14 protein-coding genes and 1 tRNA gene are annotated in these 16,260 nt (G+C 54.4%); 10 read left to right on the forward strand and 5 right to left on the reverse strand.

All coding sequences use genetic code 11. The features are described 5' to 3' along the window. Positions 1 to 34: 34 nt before the first annotated feature. The 6 genes from BUA44_RS13015 to BUA44_RS13040 all read left to right on the forward strand — a co-directional run bounded on the left by BUA44_RS13015 (position 35) and on the right by BUA44_RS13040 (position 8,704). Positions 35 to 1,918 carry a cellulase family glycosylhydrolase gene (locus BUA44_RS13015; RefSeq protein WP_072812839.1) on the forward strand — a complete coding sequence of 628 codons (1,884 nt, stop codon included), beginning with the start codon at positions 35 to 37 and terminating at the stop codon, positions 1,916 to 1,918. Between the two features lie 94 nt (positions 1,919 to 2,012). Next, complete coding sequence (locus BUA44_RS13020) at positions 2,013 to 4,205, forward strand: NADP-dependent isocitrate dehydrogenase (protein WP_072812842.1); 2,193 nt, start codon at positions 2,013 to 2,015, stop codon at positions 4,203 to 4,205. 89 nt (positions 4,206 to 4,294) lie between these two features. Continuing rightward, entirely contained in the window at positions 4,295 to 5,050 is a 756-nt protein-coding gene (locus tag BUA44_RS13025) for a hypothetical protein (RefSeq protein ID WP_072812846.1), read from the forward strand. A gap of 140 nt (positions 5,051 to 5,190) precedes the next feature. After that, positions 5,191 to 6,018, forward strand: coding sequence for a hypothetical protein (locus tag BUA44_RS13030; protein ID WP_072812848.1), 828 nt, complete (start codon positions 5,191 to 5,193; stop codon positions 6,016 to 6,018). Positions 6,019 to 6,229: 211 nt separating this feature from the next. Beyond that, positions 6,230 to 8,227, forward strand: coding sequence for an InlB B-repeat-containing protein (locus BUA44_RS13035; RefSeq protein ID WP_072812851.1), 1,998 nt, complete (start codon positions 6,230 to 6,232; stop codon positions 8,225 to 8,227). A gap of 6 nt (positions 8,228 to 8,233) precedes the next feature. Next, a complete protein-coding gene (locus BUA44_RS13040; protein ID WP_072812854.1) occupies positions 8,234 to 8,704 on the forward strand; it encodes a T9SS type A sorting domain-containing protein in 471 nt (156 codons plus the stop codon). Positions 8,705 to 8,763: 59 nt separating this feature from the next. Here BUA44_RS13040 and BUA44_RS13045 read toward each other — a convergent pair whose 3' ends face one another. The 3 genes from BUA44_RS13045 to BUA44_RS13055 are packed head-to-tail and all read right to left on the reverse strand — an operon-like array spanning position 8,764 to position 11,718. Next, on the reverse strand, positions 8,764 to 9,354 hold the full coding sequence (locus BUA44_RS13045; RefSeq protein WP_072812857.1) for an NUDIX hydrolase: 591 nt from the start codon (positions 9,352 to 9,354) through the stop codon (positions 8,764 to 8,766). 22 nt (positions 9,355 to 9,376) lie between these two features. Beyond that, positions 9,377 to 10,555, reverse strand: coding sequence for an MFS transporter (locus BUA44_RS13050; RefSeq protein ID WP_255370562.1), 1,179 nt, complete (start codon positions 10,553 to 10,555; stop codon positions 9,377 to 9,379). A gap of 2 nt (positions 10,556 to 10,557) precedes the next feature. Continuing rightward, positions 10,558 to 11,718: a class I SAM-dependent RNA methyltransferase gene (locus BUA44_RS13055; RefSeq protein ID WP_072812937.1), complete on the reverse strand. Its 1,161-nt coding sequence runs from the start codon at positions 11,716 to 11,718 to the stop codon at positions 10,558 to 10,560. Positions 11,719 to 11,793: 75 nt separating this feature from the next. Between BUA44_RS13055 and BUA44_RS13060 the strand changes: the two genes are divergently transcribed. Next, positions 11,794 to 13,374 carry an FISUMP domain-containing protein gene (locus BUA44_RS13060; protein WP_072812860.1) on the forward strand — a complete coding sequence of 527 codons (1,581 nt, stop codon included), beginning with the start codon at positions 11,794 to 11,796 and terminating at the stop codon, positions 13,372 to 13,374. Positions 13,375 to 13,440: 66 nt separating this feature from the next. Here BUA44_RS13060 and BUA44_RS13065 read toward each other — a convergent pair. Then, positions 13,441 to 13,512 (reverse strand) — tRNA-Gly (locus BUA44_RS13065). A 121-nt stretch (positions 13,513 to 13,633) separates the two neighbouring features. Between BUA44_RS13065 and infC the strand changes: the two genes are divergently transcribed. From infC to rplT, 3 genes are read left to right on the forward strand one after another with little or no spacing between them, the layout of a single operon-like run. After that, a complete protein-coding gene (infC, locus tag BUA44_RS13070; protein ID WP_254794707.1) occupies positions 13,634 to 14,251 on the forward strand; it encodes a translation initiation factor IF-3 in 618 nt (205 codons plus the stop codon). A gap of 20 nt (positions 14,252 to 14,271) precedes the next feature. Continuing rightward, complete coding sequence (gene rpmI / locus BUA44_RS13075) at positions 14,272 to 14,469, forward strand: 50S ribosomal protein L35 (protein ID WP_072812865.1); 198 nt, start codon at positions 14,272 to 14,274, stop codon at positions 14,467 to 14,469. An 11-nt stretch (positions 14,470 to 14,480) separates the two neighbouring features. Further along, positions 14,481 to 14,831 carry a 50S ribosomal protein L20 gene (gene rplT / locus BUA44_RS13080; protein WP_072812868.1) on the forward strand — a complete coding sequence of 117 codons (351 nt, stop codon included), beginning with the start codon at positions 14,481 to 14,483 and terminating at the stop codon, positions 14,829 to 14,831. Positions 14,832 to 14,981: 150 nt separating this feature from the next. On the opposite strand, the gene BUA44_RS13085 is transcribed toward rplT, so the two are convergent. Further along, positions 14,982 to 16,253: a M16 family metallopeptidase gene (locus tag BUA44_RS13085; protein ID WP_072812870.1), complete on the reverse strand. Its 1,272-nt coding sequence runs from the start codon at positions 16,251 to 16,253 to the stop codon at positions 14,982 to 14,984. Positions 16,254 to 16,260: the final 7 nt, after the last annotated feature.

Below are 16,260 nucleotides of genomic sequence, written 5' to 3' on the forward strand. Positions count from 1 at the left end.
TTTGGAGTATAGACAATAAAAAAGGATGTGGTGTATGAAAAAGCTTTCCCTTTCTCTCGCTGTCGCAGCCATCGCTGGCTTTGCAACCGTGGCAAATGCCGCTCTTGCCGATGGCGGTGCAAAATTTTTGGGCAATATTACTACAGGCGGTCAGATCCGTAGCGACTTTGCTCAGTACTGGAACCAGATTACTCCCGAAAACGGCTGTAAGTGGGGCTCCATCCATTCCCTTTCTAACGGCAACAGCGGGACAAGCAAGTTCGCCTGGGACAACTTCGACAAGTGCGAAAGCGCCTACAAGTGGGCCAAGGAAAAGCCCGGTGAGCGTCACTTCAAGTTCCATGCCCTCGTTTGGGGGTCGCAGTACCCGAACTTCCTTTGCAAGAAAAAGAATCCGAGCATCACGGTAGAAAAGACCAAGCAGTACATCACCGAATGGTTCGATGCCGTTGCGGCCAAGTTCCCGGACCTCGAATACATCGACGTGGTGAACGAAGCCATTTGGGCGGGTGACAACTACCACTCCGGTTACGGCAAGCCTGCTGCAGGTGCCGAAGGCCACAGCACCGACGATACCGAATGCGGCGGCTCCTACATTATCGAAGCCCTCGGTGGCGACCGCGTGGTGAATGGCAAGCACCAGTACGACTTTATCACGAACGCCTTCAAGATGGCCCGCGAACGTTGGCCGAAGGCTGTGCTTATCTACAACGACTACAACACGCTCTCTTGGCAGATTAACGAAGGTATCGAACTCATCCAGACCATCCTCAAGAATGGCGCTCCGGTCGATGCTTACGGCCAGCAGGCTCACGACTGCAAGGGCATGAGCAAGAACGATTTCGAAAGCAAGATGACTCGAATCCATAACGAGACGGGCCTCCCGCTCCTGGTTTCGGAATACGATATCGGCGAAGCCGACGATACCAAGCAGAAAAATGACTATGCAAACCAGGTTCCCTTCATGTGGGAAACTCCTTGGGTCGCGGGTATCACTATCTGGGGTTATATCAACGGCTCTACTTGGGTGGCAAACACCGGCCTTATCGAAAAGGATGGCCGCAAGCGCGCTTCCATGAACTGGCTCGAAGACTACTTCGCGAAGAACCTCAACAAGGGCCAGAATGAAGTGACCTTCACTCCGGTCGAGCCCGAACCGCAGCTCCCGTTCAAGGGTCAGCCGATTGCGCTCCCGGGCAAGGTGGAAGCCGAAGATTTCGATATCCCGGGCGTGGGCGTCAATGAAGATGGCTCGAGCAACCAGTCCTATAGCGACGATTCCGAAAATCACGGCGATAGCGACTACCGCAAGGGCACGGGTGTCGACCTCTACAAGAAGGCTACCGGCGTGATTGTGGGCTACAACAGCGAAGGCGACTGGCTCGAATGGACCGTGAACGTGAAGGAAGCGGGCGACTACACGATGTTTGCTGCCGTGGCTGCCGCAGGTTCTACCTCTAGTTTCCAGCTATCCCTCGATGGCAAGGCCCTCACCGACGTGATTACGGTTCCTGCGGCCAAGTCCGGCGAAGAGAACTACGATGACTACAACAAGGTCAGCGCCAACGTGACCCTCCCGGAAGGCTCGCATATCCTCCGCATGGACGTGACCGGCGCCTGGTTCGATGTGGACTACTTCACCTTCGTGAAGGGCAAGGACGCGACCGACCCCGAACCGATTATCGGTGAAGACGACCCGGGTACGACCTCCATTGCTAACGTGAATTTTGATGCGGGCAAGCTCCAGGACTACTACGTGTTCGACCAGAACGGCGTACGCCTCGGCCTGATGAGCGCCTACGGGTTTAACGCCGCAGCCGATATGCTCCGCTCTTCCAGCATGGTGAAGACTTCCGGCGTGTACTACCTGCGCAACCGCTTTACCGGCGCAATGCAGAGCGTCCGCGTGACCCGCTAAGCCAAAAGAGAAATCCTAATCCATACACCCAATGCCCCGAAACTTGTTTTCGGGGCATTTTTGGTGGTGACGCTTTTTCTATCTTTACTTTTGTATGAATACGAAGATTTATTACACGCTTACTGACGAGTCGCCGTTCCTGGCGACTCAATCCCTGCTCCCCATCGTGCGCGGTTTTGCAAAGACCGCCGATATCGATGTGGAAACCAAGAACATCTCCCTGCCGGGCCGCATTCTGGCCGCCTTCGGCAAGGCGAGCGACGACCTGGATTTCCTCGGTAAGCTTACGCTTGAACCGGATGCAAACATCATCAAGCTCCCGAACATTTCGGCGTCTGTACCGCAGCTCAAGGCCGCGATTGCCGAACTCCAGAAGAACGGCTTTGACGTGCCCGACTATCCGGACGCTCCAGCGAATGACGAAGAAAAGGCAATCCGCGCGAAGTACGACAAGGTGAAGGGTTCCGCCGTGAACCCGGTGCTTCGCCAGGGCAACTCCGACCGTCGCGCCCCCAAGGCGGTGAAGAACTTTGCCCGCAACAACCCGCACAGCAACGGCACGTGGAACACCTCCGTGAAGACTCACGTGGCAAGCATGCAGTCCGACGACTTTTACGGCAACGAAAAGTCCATCACCATGGCCGATGCCGACACGTTCAAGATTGAATTCGTCGACGAAGCGGGTGCCGTTACGGAACTTCGTGCCGCAAAGCCGCTCCTGAAGGGCGAAATCATCGACGCCACCGTGATGCGCATGGCATCGCTCGAAAAGTTCATCGCCAATGCGATGGCCGAAGCCAAGGCGAAGGGCCTGCTGTTCTCGGTACACCTGAAGGCTACCATGATGAAGGTCTCTGACCCGGTGCTGTTCGGTGCATTCGTGCGCGTGTTCTTCAAGGACGTGTTTACGAAGTACGCCGACCTGTTCAAGGAACTCGGCATCGATGCCAACAACGGTCTGGGCGATTTGTACAAGCGCCTCGAAGGCAACGCGAAGGAAGCAGAAGTCAAGGCCGCTATCGATGCAGCGCTCGCTGCGGGTCCGGACCTCGCCATGGTCGATTCCGCGAAGGGCGTTACGAATTTGCATGTGCCGAGCGACGTGATTATCGACGCCTCGATGCCTGCGATGATCCGCAATTCCGGCTGCATGTGGAACAAAGAAGGCAAGTTGCAAGAAGTTGTCGCTTGCATTCCGGACCGCTGCTACGCAGGCATTTACGACGAGACGATTGAATTCTGCAAGCAGAACGGCGCATTCGACCCGAAGACGATGGGTACCGTGCCGAACGTGGGCCTCATGGCTCAGGGTGCCGAAGAATACGGCAGCCACGACAAGACTTTCGTTGCAAAGGGCAAGGGAGTCATTCGCGCCGTGAACAGCAAGGGCGAAGTGCTCTTGCAGCAGAATGTTGAAGCGGGTGACATTTTCCGCATGTGCCAGGCGAAGGACGCTCCGGTGCGCGACTGGGTGAAACTCGCCGTCACGCGCGCCCGCCTCAGCAACACGCCCGCGATTTTCTGGCTCGACCCGGAACGCGCTCACGACCGCGAAATCCAGAAGAAGGTGGAAGCCTACTTGCCGGAACATGACCTCAATGGTCTCGACATCAAGATTATGAGCCCGCGCAAGGCGATTGTGGAAACGATGAAGCGCGCCAAGGCCGGCCTCGATACCATCGGCGTCACCGGCAACGTGATGCGCGACTACCTCACCGACCTCTTCCCGATTCTTGAAGTCGGAACCTCTGCCAAGATGCTCAGCATCGTGCCCTTGATGGCTGGCGGTGGCCTCTACGAAACGGGTGCAGGCGGTTCCGCTCCCAAGCAGGTGCAGCAGTTCCTCGCCGAAAACTACCTCCGCTGGGATTCCCTCGGCGAATACTTCGCACTGGTGCCCGCCTTCGAGCAGGTCGCGTTGAAGGATGGCAACAAGAAGGCGAAGGTTCTCGCCGACACGCTGGACGAGGCCAACGGCAAGATTCTCGAATTCAACCGCACGCCCGCCCGCAAAATCGGCGAACTCGACAACCGCGGCTCACACTTCTACCTGGCCCTCTACTGGTCGCAGGCTCTCGCCGCCCAGAAGGATGATGCGGAACTTGCCAAGAAGTTCGCCCCGGTCGCCGACGCATTGAAGGCCCGCGAAGCCGAAATCGTCGCCGCGTTTGCCGCCGAGCAGGGCAAACCCGCCGACATCGGTGGCTACTACCTGCCCAAGGCTGAACTCCTGAAGAAGTGGATGCGCCCGGTCGCTGAATTCAACGCCGTCATCGACGCGCTGTAGCCCACCCGCAAAAAAAATTATATGTTTAAGGCAGAGCATTCCCTTTGTGGGGCTGTTCTGCTTTTTCGTTGTAGAACCGGAGGCTGAAAATGAAAGTTTCGCTTTGGAAGTCGTTGTTTGCATTTGTATGCATTTTCTCTGTACTTCTGCTTGTGGCGTGTACCTCGGACCTTTCGCCCGAAGCGATTGCGCCGGATGGTTTTACCTACAGCCAGGATGAGTACGATTCTCTCGTGGCGTCGGGCAAGATGGACAAGACCGGTCATGTGATAAAGTCCTCCGCCGCTACGAAGCAGTCCAGTTCCTCGGTTGCCACGAGCTCCGAAACTGGCGGAAGTTCCAGTTCTGAGGAAAACAGTTCCTCTTCGGGTGCCGAAGATGCGTCCAGTTCCTCGGAAGATGATGATTGGGTGGAATCCTCCTCGTCGGCAGAACCTGAGAGTTCCAGCGCCTACGAGGCCACCTTCGGCGAGAACAATTCCATTGTGGCGAAGGATGGCGTGCTGAGCATCGGCGTGGATGCCTTTGCCGATGTGGACGATGAATATGCGGAAGATTTAGAACAAGTTAAGGCGTCCATCGAGGATTCCGAAAAGCAGGCTCCCGAAGGTTATAGCGACTTTGGCCTGGAATCTACGACAAGCGAGTTCAACTACGAGGCTTACATCGATAACGAGTTCTTCTGCCTTGATAAGGAAGGAAACTGGTCCGAAATTTCGCGCGCGAAGCTGGCGGAATTTATCCCGCACTTCAAGAATGGTGCCGACTTGGGCCCGCTTGAGGGGTTCAAGGTAAGCTTTACGGGTGCCTGCAAGGCTGTTTTTGTGCGAAACGAAGCTGAATAGTTCCCTAAAAAACGTCAAAAATCAAAAAATTACAGTCAAAGTGTGCAAAAATGCACATTTTTGTTGTCTCGTTACTTTTTTATTAACTTTTATTTACAAAATAATTTATATTACTCCTGAATAAAACAGGAGTTAGTCTTATGCGTATACTCGAAAAAAAATGGTGGACTCTGGCCGCAGCGCTCCCTGTTGCCGCCCTTGTCGCGTGCACGTCCAATTCCCCGGTAGAGGTGGTGACGCCCAAGGGACAGGTCTACAGTGAAGACGAGTACGAAGAACTCGTAGAGCAGGGCTTGGTAGATGAATCGGGCAACGTCATCGAGGAAGATGAAGAAGAGGGTGCTGCGGGCGGCGATACCCAGAAGTCCTCTTCCAGCGATTCCAAGACCGCGTCTTCAAGCGATACAAAGACTGAATCTTCGAGCGATAGCAAGACCGCGTCTTCGAGCGATAGCAAGACCGCGTCTTCGAGCGATAGCAAGACGACTTCCTCGGATTCAAAAACGGAGTCTTCCAGCAGCGCTAAGGCTTCCTCGGATTCCGGTTCCGACAAGTCTTCTTCGAGTGCGTCTGGTGAAGCAACCAGTTCCTCGAGCACTGTGCGTCAGGAAACTCTTACTGACGGTGAGGGCAATTTCTCCGTGGGTACCAATGATATGGAAAAGGTTTCTACTGGAGAACAGAGCGAACTAGATAGCTTGAAGGAAATTCTGGATAACGGCGGAACCATTGATGGCTTTGAGGAAGTCGCAACCGAGTTCAATGAGCAAACTCTGACCTACGAGTCGTTTGATGAAGGCGATTACTACTGCTTCACGGGCGAAGGTGAATGGAGGCACGTGACCCGCGAATTGCTGGGCCAGTATATTCCTCACTACAAGAACGGTCAGGCCTGGGGTAACCTGAGGCACTTTGATGTCAAGTTCATGGATGCCTGCGAAGGCGTTTATTTCCGCCGCAACTCCTAGTCACCCGGGATAGGGCATAATCCAACTTGGAATGCTCTATTCTGTGCGACAAAATGTTCAATATTGCCATTTGAACGCGAAAAACGGCTTTTTTACAAAACTGAACCGATATGCACTTGTGATATAGTGCATATTTTTTTTGTAGTGCTCTCTTGAGCCCGGTCAAAAGGCCGTTTTTTTTAATTATTTTAGGCAAAAAAAGGGAATTACGATGAAAATTGCAGTCCAATCCCATTTTATTTTGTTTGTGTCGCTCCTGTTTTTGGCGGGCGTCGGCCAGTCGTTTGCCGCGTGGGACGGCAAGTCCATGGAAAAGCCTGAATCGCAGAAGATTGACGGCAAGGATTTTTACCTTATCGGTAACGAGGCCAACTTGGCGTGGTTCACCGATTCAATTTACCGCGCGGGCGGAACGGCTACGTTGAACGCGAAACTTACCCGGTCGCTGGACATGGGGGGCAAACTCTTTATGCCGATTTCTGCGGGCATGGGGCGCAACCAGTTTGCCGGAACTATTGACGGTGACGGCTTTACCATATCGAACCTCTATATCGATGCGGGCAAGATTGCCGAAATCAAGAATCCTTTCTGCGATGCGTCGGTTGCGAATTGCAACGCCCAGAACGCTGCGTTTATTGCGGTCATGTCGGGTGGCGTGGTCAAGAACCTCAATTTCAATAACCTCTATATTACCGCATCGGCGAGTGCCGGCGAAATTCTCGGTGCCCAGCAGCCGGTTTCTGTCGGCGGCGTTGTCGCCTGGCAGAAAGGCGGCACTATTGAGGGTTGCACCGTTTCGGGCAAGATCCTTACGAGCGGAAATGGTAATGGTGTCGGCGGTATCGTCGGCAACGCCTGGAATGGTACAATCAAGAACAGCCTGAGCTCGGTTTCTATTTATGCCAGCGGAAATCAGACCTATATCGGCGGCATTGTCGGGTTCATTAGGGGTAAAAATGAAAATGATAAGGTGGCTGTTGAATCCTGCGCATACGATGGAACCGCCCTTGTCAATAGTGGAGACGGCAAGTTGGGCGGTATTGTCGGTAATTTCGAGTACGGTGTCTTGAATGTCGGTGCCGCTTACTTTGACAAGGATGTCGCTTCGGAAGGTGTTGGCAAAAAGACGGATTCGCTCGAGGTGGATGGCACGACGATGAGTGAAGAAGAACTGAATGTCGATAAGGTGACGTGTGCGCTGAACGGTGGCGAACTCAAGGATGGTGCTTGCGATAAGGATGGCGTGTGGTCGGTTGGCGAAACCCACATTGTCGTGAACGGCGTGTCGCGTAACGAGAGCGGTGCGCTCATGTTCGAAGTAAAGTTCGACGCGAATGGCGGTGTGTTCCGTGATGGCGACAAGACGAGCAAGCTCTTGAAGGTCGGCGACAAGATTACGGCCACAGAAATTATCCCGCCGACCCGCGGCGATACCGTATTTGCGGGCTGGGCGCTTACAAGCGATGCCACGAAGCCCGATAGTGCGCTGGGTGTTGCCGACAAGGCGAAGACGGTTTATGCCGTGTGGAAGAAGATGTTCAAGGTGACCTTCGATGCGAACGGGAGTGCGTTCCCGGGCGAGGGTGCAGTGAAGTCGATGTCCAAGCTGGTCGCGAAAGGCGAGACAATCAGCGTGGAAGGTATCGGCCTGCCGGAAAGCTACACGGCAGATGAAGTGAAGTACTATTTCAAAGGCTGGGCGTTTGCGGCCGATGCGGAAGCGTCTCTAGCAACGCTCGGAGAGGCGAAGGGTGATACAACGTTGTATGCAGTGTGGACCAAGGCTCCGACCTGGACGGTAACGTTCGATACGCGCGGATTTGGCGTGAGCGTCGCCTACGTGCAGGATGGCGAGAAGGTGGTGCTGCCCGAAGCCCCGAAGGCTGCCGGCTACAAGTTTGTGGGCTGGTTTACCGATTCCTCGTTCGCGGAAGGTACGGAATTCGATACCAGCAAGGTAATTGAAGAAAACGTCGTGGTGTATGCCAAGTGGAAACTGCAGGAATACGATATCGTGTACCTTATGGGCTCGGGCGCGAACAACGAGGTGAACCCGGTTTCGTATAATGTCGAGACTCCGACCATCAAGTTGCGCCCGCCTACCAAGAAGGGTTACAATTTTGACGGCTGGTACTACGATGCCGACTTCGTGAATGCTGCGACCCAGATTACTGAGGGCTCTACGGGCAAGGTGAAGCTGTACGCCTAGTGGGAAGTGAAGACGTTCACGGTTACCTACATGGGTGGCGAATTCGCTCTGGAGATTGTCGAGCCGCAGGTCAAGGTGTTCGGCGATACGGTGAAACTGAAAGAAGCCGTGTTCACGCGTGAGGGCTACCTGCAGGATGGCTGGTCTACCGAAGATGGAGGCAAGGGCGTGTACAGGCTGGGCGTAGACTATGTGGCCGATGCCGACGTGGTGCTTTACCCGCACTGGCGGGTGGACCCGGATGCCATTCCCACTGTTGCGGGTTCGAGTGTTGCCCGCTTCAGTGTGGTGTCGCACGCGCGTTCGCTCGAAATTTCGGGTGTACGTGCCGGCTCCGGCGTAGTCGTGTACGATATGCGTGGGCATGTCGTGGCGAAGGCTACGGCAAGTGCGGGCACGTTCAGCATGGGAACGTTTGTGCCGGGAATGTACCTGGTTCGCGTGGGTAGTGACGTGAAGCGTGTCGCAGTCCGCTAATACATGCCCGTTGTCATCCTCGCGAGCCCCGTCGTCATCCTCGCGAAGGCGAGGATCTATTAGAAATTCTTGCAAAGCCTAAATTTAAAGTACCCTGCAATCTGTAGCGGATGGTTGAAAGTGCCGTCCGCCATTTTCTTTTGCAGTTCTTCGTCGGAAAGTTCGAGAGACTCGATGTCCTCGGTGCTGTCGAAATGCGTTTCGCCGGATTTTACGACCCCGTCGATGAAAACGACATGGAATACGCCGCGGTGCCTGTCCGGATTCACGGGGAATGTCCCGATGAACCTGACTGTGTCATTCTGAGCGGACCCTGGAGCGCATAGCGCGATAGGGGTAGTCGAAGAATCTATGCAGTACCCGCATTCCTCCTGCAGTTCGCGGAGCGCGGCCTGTTCCGGCGTTTCGCCCTTGTCGATGATGCCCGCGGGGAATTCGAGCGCGATTTTTCCGGTGCCGTGGCGGTACTGTTCCGTCATGACCCACTTGCCTTCTGCGGTACGCGCGAGAATCAGCACCCAGTCGGGTTGCCATAGCGTGTAGAAGTCGTCGATGACCTTGCCGTTCGGGAGTTCGCATGTTTCCTTCGCGACCTTGAGCCAGGGGGCGTCTACCAGGTATTCCGTCTTGAGCAGTTTCCAGGGTTTCATATCGTAATGTTTTCCGCCGGGATTATCCTTCCAGTTTGTTCTTCAGGTAGTGCCTTGCGGTCCACGTGAAATATAATATGTCGGCGATTACAAGTGCCACGGCGCAGGTGAAAAATACCTGCTGGTGCATGCCGAAATGCCCCGCCATAGAGCCGCCCGCCAAAATGCCCGCCCCGATACCGATGTCCCAGCCGCTCAGGTACGTGCTGTTCGCCGTGCCGCGCTGGTCGTGGCGGGCGAGGTTCACGCACATCGTCTGGTAGCCGGGGAAAATTAGCCCGAGGCTCGTACCGATGAGGAATGCCGATGCGAAGAAGGTGACGGGCGCATGGCTGAAGGCGAGCAGGAAGTACGCGACGATGTTGAGCGTCATGCCGGTGCCCACCAGGTGAATCAGGTAGCCGCGGTCAATCAGGCGCCCGGTCATAACGCGGTTCAAGATGAGCCCTGCCGCGATGAGCGCATAGAACCAGCCGGAACCTCCGATGCCCAGTTCCTTCGCGTAGAGTGCGATGTAGTTCGTGACGGGCCCGTAGGCGAACCCCACGAAGATAAAGTTCACGAATTGCGGGATGGCGCGGGTGAGGAAGAACCGGTCGAGCGAAAGCGGTGCGTGCGGCTTCTTTTCTTTCGGGGCGACCTTGAGCGTCTGCACGAGAATGAGGCCTATTACGCAGAGCGCGATGGAAATGATAAACACGATGGTGTCACCGAAGGCCTCGTACAGGAACATACCCGTCATCGGGCCGGTCGCGAACGCAAGATTCACGCTAATCCCGAAATAACCGATGCCTTCCCCGCGGCGGCTTGCGGGGAGCGCATCGATGGCCACCGTGTTGCTCGCGGTACTCGAAATCCCGAAGAAGAGACCGTGGGCAAAGCGCACTGCGGCTAGTATCGGCAAAAAGGCCACCGTCTTGTAGCCCAAGAAACATGCGGTAAACGCGAAGAACGTCCAGAAGTAAAGCGGCTTGCGGGAGAGCGTATCCACCAGGAATCCCGCGAAGGGCCTGCAGGCGAGTGCTCCGATGGTGTAGAGCGAGATGATGAACCCTGCGGTTGCGTTGTCGGTCTGGAACTTCTCGATAATGTAGAGCGGCAGAATCGGCAGCAGCTGGTAAAAGCTGAAGAACAGCAGAAAGTTCGCGGCGGCGACCGTCACGAAGTTGCGTGTCCAGAGTGCTGGCTTTTTTTCCTCCACGCTTATTTCCTCTCGAGCATCACGATGGTTTCGAGGTGCGGGGTGCCGGGGAACAGGTCGAGCGGCTGCACTTCGCGCACGCGGTAGCCGTAGCGTTCCCATTCCTTGAGCGATGCGGGAATCTCGTCGGTGCCGCAGAACACGTGTGCCACGCGGATAGGCTTCCTCATCGCGAGCGCGTGAATCACGCCGGGTTCGCAGCCCTTGCGGGGCGGGTCGAGCAGGATTTTTTCGGGCTCGTTCAGTACCGGCTTCGGGAGTCTAGTTTGTACGAACATCTCGTCGATTTTGCCCGCGATAAAGCGGTAGTTTTTCTTCAGGTGCTTTGCGGAAGCCTTCGCGCAGTCGATGGACGGGCCTTCCCATTCCACGCCTAGAACGTCCTTGGCGGCTTCGCCGAGCGCAAAGCTGAACAGGCCGTAACCGCAGTACAGGTCCAGGAAGTGGTCTTCCTTGCCGAGGCTGAGCATGCGGCTCGCCGCCTTGATGAGGTTGTGAATCTGGCTCTCGTTAATTTGGCTGAATCCCGTGACGGGGTAGCGCAGGCTGAAGTGCCCGAGATTCAGGCTGAGTTCGCGCGGGCCGTAGAGCTGCTTGAAGTTGAGCCCTTCGGTGGGGCGCTTCGATTCCAGGTAGTAGTCCGATTCGGTCGTGTCCACGTAGGCGTGCGCCGCGGTCACGTGGAGGGGCGATTCCTTCAGTGCGTCCGAAATCAACTTGAGTTTACGTACGATGCTCGCGTCAATCTTCTTGATGTTGAAAATCACCACGCGGTACTGGTACGTGCCGCGGATGATAATCCAGTTGAGCGCGTAGGCGAGCGGCTTGTACGCGGGCGTAATCAGCTTCTCGAACAGGAAGTCGTAAATCTTGTTGTGTTCCTCGGGTTCGAGCATCGATTCCTGGCGGTCGAACTGCAGGTTGCCCGGCTGCATGTACACACGGCGCTTGCTCGTGGTGCGGTACCCGCGGGGCATGGGGCTCGCGATAACCTTCTGTGGGTTGCCGGCAAGGCGGTTCACGTCCCAGAATTCCTGGATGGCGTCGTTCTTGACCTTCAGCTCGTCCTTGTAGTCGAGCATGGCGAGCGATTCGCCGTGGAGTGAGTCGGCCTCCTTGGTGTAGCCCGGAATCTGGTGTGCGATGGCTTGTTCGAAAAACATAATTGCCTCCATGTCGGCCGTTTTTACAGAGGCAAATTTAGAAATTATTTATATTTAGACGAAAGGAGGACAATCATGATTTTCAATTTACACGTGAAACTCTTGGTTCTTTCTGTCACGTCCCTGTTGGCGCTTTCCGCTTGCGACGACGATGACAGCAACTTCATCACACCGAAGTCAAACGAACACGAGACAGACGTATCCAGTAGCAGTTCCACGAACTCTTCGAGTTCTCATAGTGACAAGACCAGTAGCAGCAGTGTTCTGGATAGTCGTGAAGATGTAGAAATAATGCCTTCGGGAACATACGACTGTTCAAAGTACAAGTGCATTACGACTGAATTCTTAAATCAGGATTTTCTAGAGGCTGGCAAGTATGGCGAGTTTCTGGATAAAAGAGATGGCCAGGTTTACAAGACCATTCAGATTGGTGATCAAGTATGGATGGCTCAGAATCTCAACTTTAATGCTTTGATGAGTTCTTGCTATAATGATTCTACGGAATATTGCGAGAAGTACGGAAGACTGTATACATGGATGTCCGCTATGGATACGGCTCGTGTATTTACGACCAATGCCAAGGGATGCGGTAATGAAAGGCTTTGTGACCCGGCTCTCATTCTTCCGGCACAGGGTGTTTGCCCCGAGGGCTGGCATATACCGTCATCGGAAGAATTGGGCACTTTAATTAAAGCTGTTGGTGGAAATCGTACATCCCGCAATGAACTTCAATCAAAAGAAGGCTGGTGCAGGGGTGGTGGATATTATGAGGGTGAAGACGAATTTGGCTTTTCTGCGGTTGCAACAACCGATTTTAGTGGAAGTTGTGGTGAAGACGGAGGCCATATTACATTTTTTTGGAGCTCTTCTGATGTAGGCTTCGAGAATGCGAAGACCATATACATAGCTTATAATAGAGCGAATCGATCTTCTGATTTGGAACCCAAGAAAAACGCGAACGCTGTTCGGTGTGTTAAGGGATATGCCCAGAAAGATACTTCTTGGAAAGAAAATTCCTATGCTGTAGTGCCTTCTGGAACGTACGACTGTACAAAATACAAATGCGTTACTACGGAATATTTGAATCAGGAGTTTCTCGAGTCGGGTAAGTATGGCGAAGTCCTGGACGAAAGGGATGGCCATGTTTATAAGACGATTCGGATAGGGGAGCAAGTGTGGATGGCTCAGAACCTCAATTATGAGTCAGTTCAAGAGTGGTTTGATCCGGATCCTAATCATAGTTCGGATGTGTCAGATTCCGGATATTGTTACAATGATGTGCAGGACAGTTGCGATGCGATGGGGCGATTGTATTCCTGGGCGCGTGGTCGGTACCTGTGTCCAGTTCGCTGGCGTGTAGCATCTTGGACTGATTGGAAAAAATTACTTGATTTCGTTGGTGATGAAAAGTCCTTGTTTTCGCAGAGCGTGGAAAATGGCACTGATCCCTATGGATTTTCAGCGCGGATTTCTGCAGAAGGAGATGGCGACGGTTATAGCATGAGGAGTGGTTCAACAGCTTTTTGGACGTCTACAAATGATAATGGCCGATATGCTTATCGAATGGATTTGAATGGTGTCGGATTGCATACCGGTGTGGCGGGTATTAAATACCCGGTCCGGTGCATAGAAAATGACCCGGCGGATCCTGATTGATTGCAAAAAATGGCCTTTCACGAGGGAGGCTGAATAGAAAAAGACCCCTCGAACGAGGGGTCCTAGAGCGGCGGACCGGGATCGAACCGGCAACCATTAGCTTGGAAGGCTAAGGCTCTACCATTGAGCTACCGCCGCAACAAGCCCAATTATACAAAAATCGGGCATTTTTTAAAGGGTTTTGTCGAAAGATATTTGAAATTTACATAAAACTTGCTAAATTTTCGCCCACATTAACAATCATACCCAAGGAGTATACTTGTTCCCTAATCCGCGCGATCGCCGCATGCCCAACCGTCCCAGCGATGGGACCCGTACCAACGAAGATATCCATATCTCCCCGATTCGTCTTGTGAAGGAAGATGGCGAGGCCATCATCATCGAGACGAGCAAGGCATTGCAGATGGCAAAGGACGCCGGACTGGACCTGGTGGAAGTGTCTCCGAATGCAAAACCGCCCGTATGCCGCATCATCAACTACGGCAAGTACAAGTTCGAGCAGGTCAAGAAGGCCAAGGCTGCTAAGGCCAAGCAGCACGTGGTGAAGCTGAAAGAAATCAAGATGCACCCGAAGACTGCCGAGAACGACTACCAGTACAGGATCAAGCAGGCGGCCGAGTTCTTGCAGGATGGTATGAAGGTGAAGCTTATCATGCAGTTCCGTGGGCGCGAGATGGCGCACATGGACTACGGCAAGCGCCTGATGGAACGCGCCAAGGAAGACCTGGCACCATTCGGCGATTTGGAAATGGACTCCAGGGTGGAAGGCAACACAATGCTTTCTATCTACGGTCCTAAACGTGGTGCGGGTTCTGCCAAAAAGCAGGACCAGGCACCGAAGCCCGCAACCGAGCCAAAGGCAGCAGGTGAGGCTTAACATTAACCTACGAGGTACAAATGCCTAAAATGAAAACACACAGCGGTGCTAAGAAGCGCTTCCGCGTGACGGGTTCCGGCCACGTCAAGTTCAAGCGCGCTGGTATGCGCCACATTCAAGCCAAGATGACCACTAAGCGTAAGCGCAACCTTCGTAAGGGTGCACTCGTCAAGAAGGTCGATACCTATCACGTCAAGCGTCTGCTTGTAGTAGCATAAGGAGAGTAAGAATGCCACGCGCTAAAACCAGAGTTCCTTCCCGCGAACGCCGCAAAAAAATCCTCAAGGCCGCCAAGGGCTTCTACGGCCGTCGCAAGTCGAACCTTCGCCTTGCCATCGACGCAGTTGCTCACGCCGGTCAGTATGCCTACGCTCACCGCCGCGACAAGAAGGGCACGTTCCGCTCCCTGTGGATCGTCCGCCTCAATGCCGCCGTCCGTGAACACGGCATCAGCTACAGCCAGTTCATTTACAAGCTTTCCAAGGCCAACATCCAGATGAACCGCAAGGTTCTCGCGGACATGGCCGTCGCCGATCCGGAAGCATTTGCCAAGGTCGTCGAAGTCGTGAAGGCTGCCTAATTAGCTGACTTAGCGAAAACGCGAGAAATTGCGCTCCGCCTGTAACAGGGCGGGGCGCTTTTTTGTTTGTCGCCTGTTTGGAAATGCGCAACGTCTTGATTCAGTTGCTGTATATCGCTTGTTAGAAAATGCGCGGAGGCGCAAACCGTCTTAAAAGAAGTCGACGTCCAGTTCGGTCTTCTTGCGGCCGGCGGGCTCGATGACCGCGGCGGAGAACTTTGCAGCACCGAACAGGCGGTTCACCGTAACGACGACTTCATCTTCGGTCATGGACTTGATGATTTTCTCGGAGTGTTCCATCGTGTGGAATTCCCCGAGGTGCAGCATCTGTTCCGCCATGCGGACAACGCGCTTCTCGGGACTGTCTGCCCCGAGGTACATCCCGCCCAAAATGTTCGTCTTGGTACGCTCGAACTCACCCTTGTTGAACCCGCGCTTCAGAAAGTTGCGGGTCTCGTTCAGCGAGAGCTCGAGGGCTGTCTTCAGCTGGTGCGGCTCGGTCGCAAGCGATACGCCCCAGTCGGTGCAGTCGCAGTAGATATCTGCGGTAGAATACACGGAGTAGGCGAGTCCCTTGTCTTCGCGAATCTTCTGGAACAGGCGGCTTGCCATGCCAGCGCCCATCGCGACGTTGAAAAGCGAGAGGGCGCAACGCCCGCGCTCGTCCATCAGGTTGCGGTCAAAACTCAAGCCCCAGAAGAGGTTCGACTGCGCGATGTCCTGCTTCTGCACGACCTTCACGCTGTTGTGCGCCCTGTAGGTGTCTGCGGGCAACACACCGGAGCATTTTTTCTGCGCAAACTTTTCCGCACAAAGTTGCACGAGTTCCTCGTGGTCGACCTTGCCCGAAGCGCAAACGAGGAGCGGGATTTCGTTTATCACCTGCTCCCTGTATTTGAGCATCTGCCTGTGCGTGAGCGCCTTCACCTGCTTGACGGTGCCCGTGATGGAATGTGCGATGCCGCAACCCTTGAAGTGGATTGCGTTGAACACGTCGCCCACGATTTCTTCGGGAATGTCGTCGTAGCTGTGAATTTCCTCGATGATGACGCGGCGTTCCTTTTCCATCTCCTTCTTGTCCATGCGCGGGTGCATGAGCATGTCGGCAATCACGTCGACGGCGAGCGGAAGGTGGCTACGTTCAATCTGCGCGTAGAATCCGGTCTCTTGCCTTGTGGTGTAGGCCTCCAGGTTTCCGCCCTTGTCTTCGATGGAGCGTGCAATCTCGAGAGCCGTGCGGTTCTCGGTTCCCTTGAAAACGAGGTGCTCGTAAAAATGACTTAGGCCAAATTCGTCTTTTGCTTCGTGTCGCGATCCGCGCGGGATCCACACCCCCATCGCGACGGAATAGGCGTGCGGCATGTAGTCGGTCAGAATGGTGATGCCGTTATCGAGAACTGTTTTCTTAACTGCCTGTTTCATTTTGCGA

The sequence above is a fragment of the Fibrobacter sp. UWR3 genome, assembly GCF_900143055.1.
In the GTDB taxonomy this organism is placed as follows: Bacteria; Fibrobacterota; Fibrobacteria; order Fibrobacterales; family Fibrobacteraceae; genus Fibrobacter.